The organism is Calditrichota bacterium (assembly GCA_013112635.1).
Lineage (GTDB): Bacteria > Calditrichota > Calditrichia > Calditrichales > J004 > JABFGF01.
The window spans coordinates 172500-189474 of record JABFGF010000002.1 but is presented as its reverse complement, the minus strand read 5'-3'; the positions used below and the strand labels follow the sequence as shown (position 1 = coordinate 189474).

Below are 16975 nucleotides of genomic sequence, written 5' to 3'. Positions count from 1 at the left end.
AGAAATAATTGTTAAATCAGGAATGGAAAAAGTGGTAAACGGGAAACTTATTAGTTTTAAAGAAAACATTTCAGAAAACCAGTTAACAAAACTCCTTAAAAACACACACAACTTAAAATGGACAACTACAGAAACTGAAAATGTTTCTATGCTGGATTCATTTGATGGCCGATTGTTTAATGCAGGGTATTCTTTAAAATATGCTAATGAAACTTTGATTTTTAGAAATAAAAAAAATCCACAAAAAGATTTTTCTGTCCCATTAACGCACAAAAAACCGCCACTATTTTCAAAAGATATTAAAGATGAAAATACGAAAATACTTCTCCATCAAATTTTGGATGTAAGGGCATTAATCACCAGGCTAACTCTAAGTCTTAAAACAAAATTTTTTAATATTGTAAATTCTGATAACAAAATAATTGCCCGTGGCAGGTTGGTTACCTGTAAACCCAGCGAACCGGAAAAAGGCCCGGAAAAAGTTTTTTGTTTTATTAACCCTTTGCGCGGCTATAACACAGAGCTGGTGGCGGCGATTAAAAACTGGCCCGCATCATCCAGAGTTAGCAATTTTGACAGGGCGATTTTAAAAATCTATGATATTAATTTTGAAAGTTATGCAAAACCGGTTTTTTCATTTAATAAAGATATGTCTCTTTCTGAGGCATTTTTTTCCATTCTAAAAGTAAGTTTTGAAATAATGCGCAAAAATGAGAATGGGATAATCGATGACACCGATATTGAATTTTTACATGATTACAGGGTTTCTGCCCGCCGTATACGCTCTGCATTGGGTTTAATAAAAAATGTGATTAAGCCGGAGATGAGCGCGACATTAATAAATGATTTGCGGCAAATAGGAACTGTAAGCGGACCCTTGCGCGATTTGGATGTTTATCTCTTACGTGAAACAGAATATAAAGAACTTGTCCCTGAGAGTTGGTCATCAAGAGAGATTCATACAATTTTTGTGACTCTAAAAAACCGCAGACGCAGAGCCCTTAAAAATATGGTTACTCTGCTAAAATCAGAAGAATATAAAAAAACAATGTCCCGTTGGGATGCTTTTTTTGAGGATTATAATAAACATGTAAAAAAAGACAGGCCTCTTTTTAACTCTGCATCAGCTTTAATTATGAAGCGTTACAAACGGGTTTTAAATGATGGTTCACTTTTAACAAAGCAAAGCCCGGATGATGGTTTTCATGAATTAAGGATAACCTGTAAAAAATTGCGTTATTTACTGGAGTTTTTTAGTTCTTTATATCCAGCGGAAAAAATTGGACTGGCTATAAAACAACTTAAAAAGCTTCAGGATAATTTAGGGGATTTTAACGACCTTTCAGTACAGATTGATTCTCTGGAGCAATTTCTTATGGCTGCAAGAAAGAAAAACAATACAATCTTGATACAGGATATTTCAGGTTTGATAGCTGTTTTAAATTTCAAAAAACAAAGGCTTCGTGATGAGTTTTATAGTCTGTTTAAAAAGTTCAGTTCACCGGAAAATCAGCAATTATTTAAAGAAATGTTTGCAAATAAAAGGCGGATTAATTTTACTACCCAGATGGAGAAGTCTAAATGAAAATAATTGCCCTTTATAGCATGAAAGGCGGAGTTGGAAAAACAGCAGCTTCGGTAAATATTGCCTATCATGCAGCACAATCAGGCAAACAAACTCTCTTGGTGGATATTGATCCACAGGCTTCTGCAGGATATTACTTTCGCATAAAACCAGCCAAAAAGCATGGCTCCGATACGTTAATCCGCGGAGGAAAAAAAATAGATAAAAACATTCGGGCAACAGATTTTGAAAATCTGGATTTACTGCCGGCAGATATGACGTACCGCAATCTGGATTTAATTTTGGATGATTTAAAGAAGCCGCAAAAACAGTTGAAAACGGTTTTATCACCACTAAAAAAAGAATATGATTATATCATCATGGATTGTCCGCCAAATATAACATTGGTTTCCGAAAATGTTTTTCATGCTGCGGATTCAATTTTAACACCACTTATACCAACAACCCTGTCGCATTTAACTTATGAAAAGCTGCTGGATTTTTTTAGAGAGATGAAACTGAAAAAATCCAATGTATATCCGTTTTTTTCAATGGTAGAAAAACGTAAAAAACTACATCAGGAAATGATTGTAAATTTACCAAAAGAGAAAAAACGTTTTCTCAAAACAACTATTCCATATTCCAGCATTGTGGAACGAATGGGAGTTGAGCGGGCGCCGGTGAATGAATTTAATCCGGGTTCGGCAGCGGCACAGGCTTTTAAAAGTCTTTGGGAAGAAATTAAGAAATTATAGAAAGATTGTTACAAACAATTAGCTCTCACTTTTCACATCATTATTCTACATTTTTTAGCTATTAATTCCGATAGATTATTTACTGATCATTGTTTTGCAAATAAAACACAAATCATTTTATATTCCATTTCATGCTTAATAAAAATATTAAAGGATAATAAATGACTGAAGATCCGGTATGGTCAAATATTTTTAAAAGAAATAAAGTTCAGGAAGAAAACATTTTTTCTGTTTTAAAACGTTTACCAATTTTTCAGGATTTGAGCTACAAAGAATTAAAAGCTATAGAACGAATCCTGCACAGGCGCACATACAAGGCAGATGAAGTAATTTTTAAAGAATACGAACCAGGCGTTGGGATGTATATTATTGAATCCGGGAAAGTAAATATTACGCTTGGAAAAGAAAATAAACTTTTGGTATTACTTTCCACAGGAGACTTTTTTGGTGAAATGGCTTTAATTCTTGAAGGGCAACGCACGGCTTCGGCAAGCGCAACGGAACCAACAAAATTATTAGGATTTTTCCAGCCGGATCTGTTTAACTTGCTTGAAACAAGCCCGAAAACAGGAAACAAAATTTTACAGCGGCTGGCACAAATGATTGCGGAAAGGTTAAGGTTGGGTACCATAGAAAATCGCCAGTTAAAAACCCGAATGAACCAAATGAAAAGCAAGCTTGATGAACTGAAGGACAAATAGTATGGAATCAAGCATTGGAAAAGTTTTCAAATATCTTACAATTTTAGCATTGATAATTGCCTCGCTTTGGTTGGTGGTTTTATTAAAATTTATTATTGCCCTGATAGTTGTATCGGCGGTAATTGCCTACATTCTGGATCCAATTGCCAGTTATATGGAGGCACATGGGTTGTCCCGGATGCAGGCGACACTTCTAATTTTCTTTTCTTTAGGATTGACTATTGCTCTTTTATTTTACCTGCTGGTTCCATCATTATTGATTGAGCTAAATTTCCTGCAAGAGGGAATTGGTGGTTCGCAGGCATCGGAGCTAATTAATAAACTGGAACAGACAATTCACAAAACAATCCCAGTCCTTTCCGGCCAGGATTTAAATCTGTATGAAAAACTGCAAGGTTCATTACAAAATTTGGCACAATCGTTTTTTACAATAATTGTTGATATTGTTTCTGTATTATCAACTTCCATTATAATTCCATTTGCTGTCTTTTTTATTCTTAAAGACGGGCGTAAAATGAAAAAAAACCTGGTCAGTGTTATTCCTAATAAATATTTTGAAATGTTTTTGAACCTGGTGCATAAAGTAGATTTACAACTAGGCGGATATTTGCGTGGACAGTTTTTAGATTCGCTGATTATTGGGTTGCTGGCAATTATTGCCCTTTGGATTTTGGGTATTAAATACTTTGTATTAATTGGAATCTTTGCAGGTTTGGCAAATATGATTCCTTACGTTGGCCCACTTTCCGGGATGGTTATGGCTGTTTCTGTAGTATTTTTAAACAATGGAAGCGGCCAGGAAATTGCCTGGGTGCTTGTTGCATTTGCAATAATTCAGTTAATTGATAATGTATTGGTTCAGCCGCTTGTACTTGCACGCAGCGTTAATTTGCATCCGTTGATAATAATTTTTGCCATAATAATTGGCGGGGAATTTTTTGGTATAATCGGCATGCTGATTGCAATTCCTGTAACCGGAATCTTAAAAGTATTATCAATAGAAATATATCAAAGTATTAAACGGTTTAACCTGATTTAAAAAGTAAAAGGATTAATAAATAATAATCAGTATTCCTGATAACAGTCATGTTGAGCTTGTTAATTTGGTAAAAATATAAGGATTCCGAAACGAGTTCGGAATGACGCATATATGCAAGATAATAAATCCAAAATGTCTGCTGCGGATTACTCCCCGGTTCTAACATTTTTACTTAGCTTTTTTATTTTCCACTTTTTTGATTGGCAGGACGCTACTTATTTTGTCTTTTCAGTTTTGGTAAGCTTGCTTACTTATAATTATGAAGTCCATCTTTTAAAGGAAGAACGTGAATTAAACAGGCACAGTAAGAAAAAAACCGGCTTTCATTCCGGCTTGCTAACCATAATGTTTCTTGTTGTTTTTGGCGTAGCTTTTTTAGATTGGTATAAAGTTGTTTCCCTTGCCTGGCGGATGGGGCTGTTAATGGGTGTAGTTGTAGTCTATCTGGCCATTCTTTTTCGAGCTATGAACACACTTTTCTATATCAAAATGCAATCACCAAAAAAATAAGAACAAAAGAACTGATGGATTGTTGAATTGACAAACAACTAAATAAGGTTCGCAAATCCTCAAATCCATAATTTAATATTTATAGAAAGATAATCTATGTATAAGCTTTTTTTAGCGATTTTAGTTTTATTTAATTCTGTAATCGCCAACCAAAACAGCCAGCAAAAAGTTCTAAATGCAAAGCGAACGGTTTTTCCGGCCTTGGTCCATATCCAACCGGTAAAAGAATTTTTATCATCAGGTGAAAAGCAAAAAGTACAGGTGACCGGCAGCGGGGTAATAATTAGCAATGACGGTTATGTTGTAACAAATAACCATGTTGCCGAAAAAGCAAATTTTGTAAAATGTACTTTATCATCCAAACAAGAAGTCCAGGCCAAAGTTATTGGGCTCGATCCCTGGACAGATCTGGCGGTGTTAAAACTCGATCTTGAAGAAGCCGGGATCGAATCTGTACCGTTTGCAAAATTTGGCGATAGCGATGAAATTGAGGTTGGACAAATGGTTATTGCCCTTGGTTCCCCCTTGGGATTAGCGCGGTCTCTTTCACTGGGCGTTGTAAGTTCAGTAGATCGTTATTTTAATGATGTTGGAGAGATGATTTCTCCCTTTAATCTGTGGATTCAGACAGACGCTGCCATAAACCCAGGAAACAGTGGCGGACCACTGGTAAATCTGGATGGTGATATAATAGGGATTAATGCCCGTGCGGTTGTTTTTGGTGAAAACCTGGGCTTTGCAATTCCGGCAAATATCGTAAAACATGTGGTGGATCAGATTATTGAAAAAGGAGAAGTTGAACGATCACAAATTGGAATTGACTGGCAGGAGATAAAAGAATATCGCGCTTTTATAAAAAACCCTAACCTTGAAGGCGTGCTTGTTGGCGGTGTTGAAAAAGGATCTGCAGCTGAGCATGCAGGATTAAAAGCAGGTGATGTTGTAACAAAAATTAATGATAATGCGGTCTCTGCTGTTCATTTGGAAGAATTGCCAAAAATACGTTTATTGATTTCAAATCTGCCAGTGGATTCACCTATCATTTTTGATTTATTAAGAGAAGATGAGGATAAAAGGATTGAGGTTGTAAGTACCCGGCAAGGTAAGTTCCGGGGTAATGAGTTTAATTGTGAAGAATGGGGGATTTCTGTACAGGAAATTACTCCCAGGATTGTTAAAAATTTCCAACTAGAATCGGATAAAGGTGTCCTGATTTCCGGCGCTAAACCTGGAAGTAAAGGTGCAAAAGCAAATATTTATCCGGGAGAAATTTTGCTAACAATTGATGACGAGGAAATTGAAAACCTTGACGATTTTAAAACTAAATATGAAAAGTATAAAACAGATGTGGAAAAATCATACTTACTATTTTTAAAGACCGGTCAAAGTAACCATTTTGCACTAATAGAAAGAGAGAAAAAATAATGTACATGGGACGAAAATCTGCGCTAATACTAGGATTAGTTTTTTCTTTATCTACTTCACTCTGGTCGCAAAATGAAGATGCCTGGCAAAAAGTGAAAAACATTGCCGAAAAAAACCTGGTAACAATTGAATATTATGAGGAAATAAATTCCACGGAATCGATCTCTCAAATAAATAAAATTAAACGCAGCTTAAGCGGAGTAATTGTTGACTCATCCGGGTTGATTATGACATCTGCGGCTATCTATAAAGCAAAGCTGGACTTTTCACGATCTTCACATTATGGTCCCGCACATCCGCCAAAAGATATAAAAATAAAACTGGCAGGTGGGAAATCTGTTAATGCGGTTTTTGTTGGCAAAGATGATGACAAAAACATCGCTTTTATAAAAGCAAACAAACCTTTAGACAGCAATGGGCTTAAATTTTTTACACAAAGCGATAATTTTATCGGACAGAAAATATTTGTTGTTTATCAATTGAAGGAAAAATACAATTTCCAATTGATGGTTCTTGAGAAATCAATAAACAGCATCATACCCGGGCCTCCTAAAAAAATGCTGACCGATATTGGTACGCAAAGTATAAAATTTGGACTTGTTTTTGATAAAACAGGATCTAATCTTGGAATCATTTACCAGGTTAGTTCAGCTAGTTCAATGCCTTATAATTATTCCTCCCGGCAAGCGGGATTTGGTGAAATATTAACACCGGAATCGTTTAATGCACTTATTGCAGATCCACCAAAATTTAAGAAAAAAAATACGGATCGTAAGAAATGGTTGGGTGTAAATATGCAGCCATTTACACGCAGTCTTGCAAGTTATTTCAATGAAGATGATTTAACCGGTATTTTGATAAGCACCATTTTAGAGGGTTCACCTGCGGAGAAAGCCGGGCTTAAAATTGGTGATGTATTAACTGAGTTTAATGGTACTAAATTACAGGCCGAAAAAAACACGGATCTTGCTACGTTGAGGAACTTAATTCGTGAATCTGATGACGAAACTGTTAATGTAAAGATTTGGCGAAAAGGATCCATTAAGAGTTTAAAGATTAACTTATCCACAGTACCTATAAGCCAATATCTTGCCGACGAGATTTCAAACGAACGTCTTGGATTTAGCGCCAAAGAGCTGACTAAAGATATTATTATGGCCAAGCAATTAGAGTATGACACAGATGGTGTTTGGGTAAGCCGTGTCGAGCGTGCCGGTTGGGCCGATCTTTCCGGGTTGCATGTTGGTGATCTTTTATTAAAAGTTGATGATCAGGATTTGCAAAGCATTAGTCAGTTGGATACATTTCTGGGTCGTCTTGAGAAAGAAAAGCCAGCCTATATCAGCTTTTTTGTAAAGCGCCATTCGGAAACACGCTTCTTGTTTATCAAGACTAACTTTGATTGATTTTCTGATTAATAAAATCTATAAAATGGAGACAATATGGACCTTTTACGGGTTATCTTTGATAAGCAACATGAACTAAATAAGCGGATTTTAAAAGAACGTCATAACCAGGATTATGACGAAATCTGTGATCAAAACAAAGATGATATTGAAACGATAAAAAGTCGTGTTGAATGGTTGCTGAATTATAACCGTGCCCAGATACACGAATCGATTGAAATGGAAGATGATTTGCCATGGAAATGGTGGAAAGATAAAGATAAGATTGATTGGGAAAACATCCGCATGGAGCTTATTGATGAGCTTCATTTTTGGGTTAGTAAATGTCAGCTTGTTGGTCTTGATCCGGATGGCTTGACAGAATTATATATGAAGAAAAACCAGCTAAACCAAATCCGCCAGGATAAAGGTTATGGCAGCAAATATGATAAAGTAGATGAGCATGGTGTTGAAGATAATAAGCGCATTGATGACATCATTAAGAAAAATTCATGATATAGTTTTATAAGAAGGAATGCCGAAAACACTCTCTGCATTTTTTACGGCATTAATAACGGCTTGCTCAACAGCCTCAATTGTTATTGCCGATAGAATATCAATTGTTGTCTCCACTTCTCCGCTGGCCAAAACAAAAGACACATCGCCATCATAACTTGTATGGGAGGGAATAATTCTGCGGGAAATTCCAAAATGTGCACGACCAGCCAAATAGTTTGCTTGTTGTTTTGATAAAACCGCATTCGTTAAAACTGCACACAAAACTGTATTTTCTACCAACCCGAGAACTGGTTCACCCCAGCGTTTTTTATGATCATTTTCTGCAACAAATTTTCCATTGATTTGTGCACCGGCAAGAATTCTCCCATTATTGTCAATAACATCCCCGACGGAGTTAACAACTAAAACAGCGCACGCTTTAAGTGTGCCGTGCTCAATCTGGGCAACTCCCAAGCCGCCTTTCATAGCATTATCTAATCCGGACCATTTACCTACAGTTGCACCGGTTCCGGCACCAATATTTCCGGATTGATAATTATCAAATCTTGCATTATTTAAAGCTAATTTACCTTCTTGGACACCCGGGCGAATTGCACCATTGCCGATATTCAAATCAAAAATAACTGCGGACGGAACAATGGGAACAATGCCAAAATTTGTCTGGTAACCAATGTTTTGAGATTCAAGTTCTTCTACCACACCACTGGCAGCATTTAATCCAAAAGCACTTCCACCTGTTAAAACAAGAGCACTTATGGATTCAATCTTTTTATCTGGTTGTAGTAATGCGTATTCGCGTGTTCCCGGAGAGGCCCCCATTGCATATGCAGAGCAAACAACCTTGGCAGGTGGTAGAATTACGGAGCATCCGGTTCCATTTTTACTGTCTGTGTAATGTCCAACTTTAAAAGTTTTTAGCATAATAACCTGAGTTTTAATTTGAATGTACAATTTTGTGGTTGTAAGCCGCAATAAAATAAAACGAAATGAATTTAGAGTTTATGATCAAAGTTATATAAATATCTTATTTTTAGTACCTTATAGACGAATATATGCTATTGCGAAACGAATGAATAAAAAGATTATGAAAAAAATATTAGTTGTAGATGATGAACATGATATCCGTGTAATGCTGGATGAATTTTTAACATTGAAAAATTTTAAAGTAAAAACGGCACAGGATGGATTAGACGCTTTAAATGTTATCGATGATTTTAAACCAGATTTAGCTATTGTTGATATCAAAATGCCTAACATGGATGGTGTAGATTTTTCTAAGACAATTTTAAAAAAGAATTCTTCCTTTTCGATCATTGTAATTACCGGCTATGCAGCTCAATACAATATCGATGAGATTTTGGAAATTGGAGTAAAAAAAATTCTATCCAAACCATTAAATTTCAGTACGCTGTATGATACAATTCAAAAATATATTCATTAATAAATTAATTCTTTCTGCATAATATCCTTAAATTCAATTCTAAGAAATCTTCTCGTTAGTCAAAGTTTTATTTTACAATAATTTGCAATTTGTTTACCTCCGATTATAGATTTCCTATTCATTTTTAAAAGGAAATTTTTTGTTTAAAATATTACTTCTCCCGCTGCTTTTTTTTAGTACTTTTTTACCAGCTCAAAACTATCTTTGGCCAACTAATGCAAGCCGTGCTCTGTCTTCAAGTTTTTGCGAATATCGTCCGGGTCATTACCATGCAGCAATTGATATTAAAACCTGGAATAAGGAAGGGTACAAATGTTTTGCCATTGAAGACGGAATAATCGAGCGAATAAAAATTTCGCCTTTTGGAGCAGGAAAGGCGCTGTATCTAAAATTGAAAGATGGACGCAAAGCAGTATATTTTCATCTTCAAAAGTTCACGAAGGAACTAGAGCAAAAAATTGGTGAGCGACAAAGAGCAGAAAAAAGCTATTCGATTGAATGGTGGCCAAAAAACCTGAAGGTTAAAAAAGGTGAGATAATTGCTTACACAGGGCAAACGGGTATCGGGGTTCCTCATTTGCATTTTGAAATCCGCGATGAACAAAACAGGCCTTTAAATCCATTACAATTTTATTCTGTTGTAAAAGATAAAATCCGGCCAAATCTAAAGCAGCTGCTTATAATACCGCAAAATGAATCAAGTAGTGTGAATGGCTCATTTAAACCGCAAATATTTCCTCTGTCACATATCCACGAAGGCGTTTATATTATTAAAGAGCCAATTTTTGCGCAGGGCCTTTTGGGGCTTGCCATAAATGGTTTTGATCAGGCAGATGGATTTTATAACAAATTAGGTTTTTATAAATCTACGCTTAGCCAGGAAAACAATCCCATTTTTGAACAGGCGTATGATCGCTTAAATTTTAAAAATACACGAATGGTTGATATTGATATTTATTATCCGGAGAAAGCGCGCTCTAAAAAGAGGTTTAATAAACTGTTTTTGGATTCATTTAATAATCTTGGATTCTATAACCGTAAATTGGGAAATGGTCTGATCAATGTTTTAGATGATACGGTGAATTTTGAAATTAGTATTGAAGATTATTTTCAAAATAGAAGTATTATAAAAGGTAATATTTTGCCGGGAGAACTAAATTCCGCAAAAATAAACCGGGTGCAGCTATCCAGCGAAAATGCCTATTTAAAAATGACAATTCCAACAAAAATTAACAATTTACAATTCTTCTCAGGAAAATCAGCGGATAGTTTGAAGGAGATCAGTTATTATGAAATAATGGAAAGAACCATTGATAGTTTGGAAACCGTGTTATTATTAAAAATAAGATTGGCTGAACAAGGAGACTTTTTACTTCAGACTATACTGGAAAATAGTTTTGGACAGACAACAAAAACCATTGCCTTGCTCAATAATGAAAACAAAAATTTGCCAACATCTCAGGTGGAGTTATATGGGAAACAGCTATTTCTTTCTTTTAATAATATTGCCGATTCAGAAAAACTGACTTTAAAGGTTTTCCATGATTCAACCAATAATGATAACCGGCTGAACATTGATGACAACGTCTCAGAGTATGTTTTTCCTGCTAAAAAGTTTAAATCGGATTCAATAAAAATTACAATGCAGGATTTAAATAAAGTCTATTTTGATACACTGATTAGCGCGCATTTATTATTACCAAATAAGACGCAGAAATATTCATTTTATCATGATTCGCTTAAGCTTTCTTCAACGGTTAAAACAGTTTATGACACACTTTTCTTTTCAATTGATAAGGATAGTGCAAACCCTGAACAATTTGAGTTACCAGCCTTCGGGAGCATTTATAAAATGAGTATTGGCGACCAAATATTAAACCGTACAATAGAGCTAAGTTTAAAAAGTGATTCAAGTTTTTTCCCTGATGGCCAGGCTTCCATTTATTCTGTTGGTAAAAAGGGGTTAAATTTTGTTGGTGGAAAATACAATCCACAAACAGGATATATCTCAACCCGGATAAAAACATTTGCAAAATACATAATTGCTGCGGATACAATTGCCCCGCAAATCGAAATACAAAAACCACGGTGGGGGAAAACATATAAAAAGATGCCTCAGATAATTTTTAAAGCGGTTGATGAAATATCAGAAATTGGCTCCGATAAAAATATCGAGATTTATTTTAATGATGAATATGTTGTTCCTGAATGGGACTTTGAAACCAATATTGTTAAGGGCCGTTTGCATTATGAGCCTCAAAAAGGAAAGCACAAAGTCACCATAAAAGTAAAAGACAGGGCCGGGAATATTACACAGAAGGTTTCAGCTTTTTCTATCAATTAATGTGATACATAAAAGAATTTTTTAAAATGATCCCAATCGCTGACGAAAGCCCAAGACGATATCTCCCCATTGTAAACTATTTCCTTATTGGTTTAAATATTGTTGTTTTCGTTTTACAGCCATCAGAATTACCAGAATTAAAACGTTTTTTCTATTCCTTTGGAACCATTCCGTCATTACTTTTAAATGCTCAGGATCCATCTGTATATTTAACAGTTTTTTCATCGATGTTTGTCCATGGTGGATTTTTTCACCTTGCCGGTAATATTTTATATCTTTGGATTTTTGGTGATAATATCGAATATATTCTCGGGCATTTTCGTTATCTGGTTTTTTATCTTATTGTGGGAATAGGTGCGGCAATGATGCAGGTGTTCTTTTTACCGGATTCGACTATTCCGATGGTTGGCGCAAGCGGAGCGATCTCAGGAATCTTAGGGGCATATCTTGTTAAGTTCCCGCGTAACAAAGTATCAATTCTTTTGTTTTTAGTGATAATAATTCGTGTGATAAAAGTACCGGCAATTATAGCTTTGGGATTGTGGTTTTTATTTCAACTATACAATGGTTATTTTAGCGCTATCCAACCTTTGGGTGGTGGAGGTGTTGCCTGGTTTGCCCATATTGGCGGCTTTCTAAGCGGATTTATTTTAATTAAACTTTTTGAATGGTATCCTAAATATAATTGAAAATTAATAATGTAGAATTGAGAATGAAAAGAGTAATTATTAAAAGTTTATTAATGATCCTAATTTTGCCATTTTTCCTATTTGCGCAGGAAGTGATTTACCTGGAGCAGAATATTACTACAAGCGGTATGGAAATGGGGCAGCCTTTAGACGCCATTACAAAATCCTGGATTTCTGAAGAGAAGGTGCGTATTGAACAACCTGGTCAAACAATGCTGCTTTTATTTGATGAAAAAAAAATCTTAACATTATTACAAAAAGAAAAACAATATGTTGAGATGTCTTTCGAGGAAATGGACCAGATATTAAATTTAAGCAATATGCTTATGCAGGCTTCCGGTAGTCAGGAAATTGTTTTCAATAAAACCGATCAAATAAAAAAAATCAATAATCGAACGGCTTACCAGTTAACAGCTAAAACTGAAACAAGCTCAATGGAAATGTGGCTTAGTGAAGAGGTAAAAATCGATAGATCAGCAATGATTAAAATGTATAGAAAAATGCCGGGAATGTCTGCCCTGGTTTCTTCAATGGAAAAAAGTATGCATTACCCGGGATTTCCTGTTTTAACAAAAGTTGAGTTGGATGTGATGGGAATGGAAATTAAAACCAGCATTGAGTTAATCAAGGCCGAAAAAAGAAAGCTTGAAGAAGATTTGTTTAAAGTACCGGACGATTTTCTGCAAATTGAGAATCCCTTGAAAATGATGGAGGAAGAGAATTAACAGAAGTTTTAAAAGAATTGTTATTTTTGGAAACTCCGGCTCAGGGAAATCCTCATTGGCAAATATGCTTTCTGCAGAATTTAAAATCACTCATTTAGACTTGGATATATTGGCTTGGTTGGATGCAAAGCCGCCCCAAAGAAAACCATTAGCAGATAGTCTTGAAGAAATAAATTTTTTTGTCCAGAAAAATCAGGAATGGGTAATAGAAGGGTGTTATGCAGATTTACTTGAACACGTAATTAAGAATGCAAATGAAATAGTTTTCTTAAATAAAGATATTGAAACATGCATTAGTAATTGTAAAAAACGCCCATGGGAGCAACACAAATATAAATCACAAGAAGAGCAAAATAATAACCTGGAAATGTTGATAGATTGGGTAAAAGAATACCCCAATAGAACGGACGAGTTTTCTTTAAAAGCTCATAAACAGCTTTTTGATGATTTTAGTGGTAAAAAAACAGAATATATATCAAACCATCAAACAAATGACGGATTGGAGAATTATCATGAATAAGATACTAATAATAATTTTAGCTTTAATTTTACCTCTTTTGGGATTTCAAAAAATGGAAAAAAGCAAAACAGATGTATCCTGGATGAAACAATCAAAAACAGAAATCAAAGAAAAGTTGGTTGAAAAATACGGCGAAGGTCAGGCCTTGAGAATTGAAAAAGGCCTCAAACAAGTGGCAGATTTCTGGCGTGCTGAAGATGGCAATGCTGCGGAATTTGAAGCATTTGTAATGCGGCATTTTGCAGGCGACACAAAAACGCTTGATACCATGTTTGAACGCTATCAGTGGCTTTTGGAACAACTTGGTGGGCACATGAACGAAATGGCGCTTGCAGTTCGTTGGCAAACTGATTTGGATATCGGGCCCATTTTGCCTTTTGATGAAATCTTTGCAGGATATAATCCATATGCGCACATGACAGATGATTTTTTTAAGAACAAACTGGCTTTTATTGCTTTGCTCAATTTTCCATTAACCACCTTGGAACAACGCCTTGGTGAAGGTGAAAACTGGACACGGAGGCAATGGGCGGAAACAAGATTGGCCCATCAATTTGATAAAAGGGTTCCTGCAGAAATAAGTCAGGCAATCTCTGAAGCAGGTGCTGTATCGGACCAATATATTGCCGGTTATAATATTTGGATGCATCATCTTTTGGACAATGATGGCAATCGTCTTTTTCCTGAAGGAATGCGCCTGCTTTCCCATTGGAACTTGAGAGATGAAATAAAAGCCCAATACAGTAATGGTGAGAAAGGTCTGCCACAGCAAAGAATGATCCAGAGAGTGATGGAGCATATTGTAAACCAGACAATCCCGGATGTTGTTGTGGATAACCCGCATGTGGATTGGAATCCACAAACAGGTGAAGTTACAAAAGCGGCCGTAAAAGACTCTGATCAGCTTGTGCCGGCAGATTTAAAAATATCCAATGATCCTGAGCCAAACCGGCGTTATGAAGTTTTACTAAATTCATTTCTGGCTGCTAAAAAAGAAGATCCTTATTCACCAACGGCACCTACATTAATTGCACGCAGTTTTGATGTTGGCCGCGAGATTCCTGAACAACGTGTAAAAGAAATGTTCGAACAAGTGATGTCATCAGACATGGTTAAAAAAGTGGCTGGTTTAATCGAGCAGCGCCTTGGACGGAAGTTGGAGCCTTTTGATATCTGGTATAATGGTTTTCGCTCAACGGGAAAATACAGCCCACAGCAGCTGGACGAAATGACAAAAAAAAGATATCCAAATCCGCAAGCTTATAAAAAAGATATGCCTCGTCAATTGGTTGGCCTGGGATTTACTGAAGAACGGGCAAACTATCTGGCAAGCAAGATTGATGTTGATCCGGCCCGCGGCTCGGGCCATGCCTGGGGCGCTCAAATGCGCTCTTCCAATGCACATCTGCGGACTCGTGTAGGCAAAGATGGCATGGATTATAAAGGCTATAATATTGCTGTTCACGAGATGGGCCACAATGTTGAGCAGGTTTTTTCATTGAATAATATTGATTATACCCTTTTGGAAGGCGTACCAAACACAGCATTTACAGAAGCATTGGCTTTCGTTTTCCAGGCGAAGGATTTAGAATTGCTTGGATTGGCCAAACCGGATGCAAAAAGTGCCGCACTAAAAACACTTGATGATTTCTGGGGTACATTTGAAATAGCCGGAGTTGGCCTGGTTGATATGGCGGTTTGGCATTGGATGTATGATAATCCAGATGCGACACCTGCCCAGCTAAAAGATGCCACAGTTCAAATCTCAAAAGATATCTGGAATAAATATTATGCGCCTGTTTTTGGCCAGAAAGATGTGGTTTTACTTGGCGTTTATTCACATATGATTCACTCCTTTTTGTATTTGCCAAACTACCCGATTGGCCATTTGATTGCACACCAGATTGAGGAGCAAATGGAAAAAGCAGGCAATATCGGGCAGGAGTTTGAACGGATGTCCAAACTTGGGAACATTGCACCTGATCTTTGGATGAAGCAGGCGACAGGATCACCGGTTGGCCCGGATGCTCTGTTACATGCGACAGAAAAGGCATTAAAAACAGTAAGCAAATAAACTAAATGTAGAGACGCGATTAATCGTGTCTCTACAGATTTTTTAAATTACGCCTTCTGTTTTAAAGCTGGCAACTTCATCTGAAGAATATCCCAACTCTGCTAAAATCTCATTTGTATGCGCGGAAAGTTTTGGAGGTGCCGATTCAATCTTGCCGGGTGTTTTGCTAAATTTTGCCGTCAGGTTAAAAAGCTGCAAATCACCGATATCATCATCATTAACAGTTGATAAAGTTTCACGATATTTGATCTGATCTGCGACCAAAGCATCTTGCATGGAGAGAATTGCTCCGGATGGAACCCCTGCTTTATTAAGCACATCCACCCAGTGATCTGTATTTTGCTGTGTTAATTTCACTTCAAGAAGCGGTGTTAATTGTTTACGGTTTTTTTTACGGGTATCGCGTTCCTCAAACCTGGGGTCGGTTTTAAGTTCAGCAACTTCCAGTACATCACAGACACTATGCCATTGTTCCTGTTTATTTGCCGCAATGTTGATATAGCCGTCTTTAGTATTAAAAGTACCCGATGGCGCTGCAGTGAAATTATCATTACCTAACAAAGTTGGTGGTTTCCCGCCGATTAGCCAGTTGGCAGCAACCCAACCCATTAGTGGCATAACCGAATCCAGCAAAGCCACATCAATTAATTGGCCTTCGCCGGTTCGTTCGCGATGAAATAGGGCGGCCATAACTGCATAGGCTGCATTTAATCCGGCAACGGTATCGCACAATGGAAAGCCGGCACGCAATGGGTTTAAAGTTTCATCTCCGTTTATAGCCATCACACCGCTAAGCCCCTGCATAATTTGGTCGTATGCAGGTTTTTGAGAATCCGGCCCTTCCTGCCCAAAACCGGAAATTGCACAATAAATTATTTTTGGATTTATTTTGGTAAGATCATCATAGGAAAGGCCAAGGCGTTTCATTACACCCGGTCGAAAATTTTCGATTACAACATCGGCATCTTTTACTAGTTTGCGGAAAATTTCTTTTCCCGATTCACTTTTCAGGTTTAAGGTAAGAGATTTTTTATTAGCGTTTTGGGCAAGGAAACTTGTACCCATCAGTTTTTGATTAAATTCCGGTTTATTACCAAGCTTGCGCGCCAAATCCCCACCTTTTGGATTTTCAACTTTAATTACCTCGGCACCGGCAAGCGCTAAATGTACTGTTGCAAACGGGCCGGATAGAACATTGGTTAAATCCAACACACGGATATTTTCAAGAAGCTTCTTCATATATTTTTAATCATCCTTGGAGTTACCATTTTCTTTAAAATAGTC

16 protein-coding genes are annotated in these 16975 nt (G+C 36.6%); 14 read left to right on the top strand and 2 right to left on the bottom strand.

What is annotated here, in order from left to right; genetic code table 11:
* The first annotated feature begins 31 nt into the window (after window positions 1-31).
* The 8 genes from HND50_06000 to HND50_05965 all read left to right on the top strand — a co-directional run bounded on the left by HND50_06000 (window position 32) and on the right by HND50_05965 (window position 7895).
* Window positions 32-1585: a CHAD domain-containing protein gene (locus HND50_06000; protein NOG44764.1), complete on the top strand. Its 1554-nt coding sequence runs from the start codon at window positions 32-34 to the stop codon at window positions 1583-1585.
* On the top strand, window positions 1582-2319 hold the full coding sequence (locus tag HND50_05995) for an AAA family ATPase (GenBank protein ID NOG44763.1): 738 nt from the start codon (window positions 1582-1584) through the stop codon (window positions 2317-2319). Before HND50_06000 ends, HND50_05995 begins: the two co-directional genes overlap by 4 nt.
* Window positions 2320-2480: 161 nt before the next feature.
* Window positions 2481-3020, top strand: a complete 540-nt coding sequence (locus HND50_05990; GenBank protein NOG44762.1) for a cyclic nucleotide-binding domain-containing protein — start codon at window positions 2481-2483, stop codon at window positions 3018-3020.
* A gap of 1 nt (window position 3021) precedes the next feature.
* Entirely contained in the window at window positions 3022-4059 is a 1038-nt protein-coding gene (locus tag HND50_05985; protein NOG44761.1) for an AI-2E family transporter, read from the top strand.
* A gap of 111 nt (window positions 4060-4170) precedes the next feature.
* Window positions 4171-4569: a hypothetical protein gene (locus HND50_05980; GenBank protein NOG44760.1), complete on the top strand. Its 399-nt coding sequence runs from the start codon at window positions 4171-4173 to the stop codon at window positions 4567-4569.
* A 96-nt stretch (window positions 4570-4665) separates the two neighbouring features.
* A complete protein-coding gene (locus HND50_05975; GenBank protein NOG44759.1) occupies window positions 4666-5994 on the top strand; it encodes a PDZ domain-containing protein in 1329 nt (442 codons plus the stop codon).
* A 5-nt stretch (window positions 5995-5999) separates the two neighbouring features.
* Complete coding sequence (locus tag HND50_05970) at window positions 6000-7400, top strand: PDZ domain-containing protein (GenBank protein ID NOG44758.1); 1401 nt, start codon at window positions 6000-6002, stop codon at window positions 7398-7400.
* Window positions 7401-7436: 36 nt separating this feature from the next.
* Window positions 7437-7895, top strand: coding sequence for a dUTPase (locus HND50_05965; protein NOG44757.1), 459 nt, complete (start codon window positions 7437-7439; stop codon window positions 7893-7895).
* Here HND50_05965 and HND50_05960 read toward each other — a convergent pair.
* A complete protein-coding gene (locus tag HND50_05960) occupies window positions 7890-8819 on the bottom strand; it encodes a P1 family peptidase (protein NOG44756.1) in 930 nt (309 codons plus the stop codon). The two genes, HND50_05965 and HND50_05960, sit on opposite strands and share 6 nt — an antisense overlap.
* Before the next feature lie 163 nt (window positions 8820-8982).
* Between HND50_05960 and HND50_05955 the strand changes: the two genes are divergently transcribed.
* The 6 genes from HND50_05955 (at window position 8983) to HND50_05930 (ending at window position 15691) form a co-directional block, all read left to right on the top strand.
* Window positions 8983-9339 (top strand): response regulator, encoded by a 357-nt coding sequence (locus HND50_05955; protein NOG44755.1) that lies wholly within the window; start codon window positions 8983-8985, stop codon window positions 9337-9339.
* Window positions 9340-9478: 139 nt separating this feature from the next.
* Complete coding sequence (locus HND50_05950) at window positions 9479-11683, top strand: M23 family metallopeptidase (protein ID NOG44754.1); 2205 nt, start codon at window positions 9479-9481, stop codon at window positions 11681-11683.
* 26 nt (window positions 11684-11709) lie between these two features.
* Complete coding sequence (locus HND50_05945; GenBank protein NOG44753.1) at window positions 11710-12372, top strand: rhomboid family intramembrane serine protease; 663 nt, start codon at window positions 11710-11712, stop codon at window positions 12370-12372.
* A gap of 23 nt (window positions 12373-12395) precedes the next feature.
* Window positions 12396-13097: a DUF4412 domain-containing protein gene (locus tag HND50_05940; protein ID NOG44752.1), complete on the top strand. Its 702-nt coding sequence runs from the start codon at window positions 12396-12398 to the stop codon at window positions 13095-13097.
* The gene (locus tag HND50_05935; protein ID NOG44751.1) at window positions 13093-13617 is read left to right on the top strand and encodes an AAA family ATPase; all 525 of its coding nucleotides are present in this window, start codon (window positions 13093-13095) and stop codon (window positions 13615-13617) included. The genes HND50_05940 and HND50_05935 overlap by 5 nt, the downstream gene beginning before the upstream one ends.
* A gap of 82 nt (window positions 13618-13699) precedes the next feature.
* Window positions 13700-15691, top strand: coding sequence for a hypothetical protein (locus HND50_05930; protein ID NOG44750.1), 1992 nt, complete (start codon window positions 13700-13702; stop codon window positions 15689-15691).
* Between the two features lie 42 nt (window positions 15692-15733).
* On the opposite strand, the gene HND50_05925 is transcribed toward HND50_05930, so the two are convergent.
* Window positions 15734-16930 (bottom strand): CoA transferase, encoded by a 1197-nt coding sequence (locus tag HND50_05925; GenBank protein ID NOG44749.1) that lies wholly within the window; start codon window positions 16928-16930, stop codon window positions 15734-15736.
* Between the last annotated feature and the right edge of the window lie 45 nt (window positions 16931-16975).

Coding starts and splice junctions, on each gene's coding strand:
- HND50_05945 (NOG44753.1), top strand. CDS start 11,710: ATGATCCCAATCGCTGACGAAAGCCCAAGACGATATCTCCCCATTGTA.
- HND50_05975 (NOG44759.1), top strand. CDS start 4,666: ATGTATAAGCTTTTTTTAGCGATTTTAGTTTTATTTAATTCTGTAATC.
- HND50_05980 (NOG44760.1), top strand. CDS start 4,171: ATGCAAGATAATAAATCCAAAATGTCTGCTGCGGATTACTCCCCGGTT.
- HND50_05970 (NOG44758.1), top strand. CDS start 6,000: ATGGGACGAAAATCTGCGCTAATACTAGGATTAGTTTTTTCTTTATCT.
- HND50_05930 (NOG44750.1), top strand. CDS start 13,700: ATGAAACAATCAAAAACAGAAATCAAAGAAAAGTTGGTTGAAAAATAC.
- HND50_05985 (NOG44761.1), top strand. CDS start 3,022: ATGGAATCAAGCATTGGAAAAGTTTTCAAATATCTTACAATTTTAGCA.
- HND50_05925 (NOG44749.1), bottom strand. CDS start 16,930: ATGAAGAAGCTTCTTGAAAATATCCGTGTGTTGGATTTAACCAATGTT.
- HND50_05955 (NOG44755.1), top strand. CDS start 8,983: ATGAAAAAAATATTAGTTGTAGATGATGAACATGATATCCGTGTAATG.
- HND50_05960 (NOG44756.1), bottom strand. CDS start 8,819: ATGCTAAAAACTTTTAAAGTTGGACATTACACAGACAGTAAAAATGGA.
- HND50_05940 (NOG44752.1), top strand. CDS start 12,396: ATGAAAAGAGTAATTATTAAAAGTTTATTAATGATCCTAATTTTGCCA.
- HND50_05990 (NOG44762.1), top strand. CDS start 2,481: ATGACTGAAGATCCGGTATGGTCAAATATTTTTAAAAGAAATAAAGTT.
- HND50_05965 (NOG44757.1), top strand. CDS start 7,437: ATGGACCTTTTACGGGTTATCTTTGATAAGCAACATGAACTAAATAAG.
- HND50_05995 (NOG44763.1), top strand. CDS start 1,582: ATGAAAATAATTGCCCTTTATAGCATGAAAGGCGGAGTTGGAAAAACA.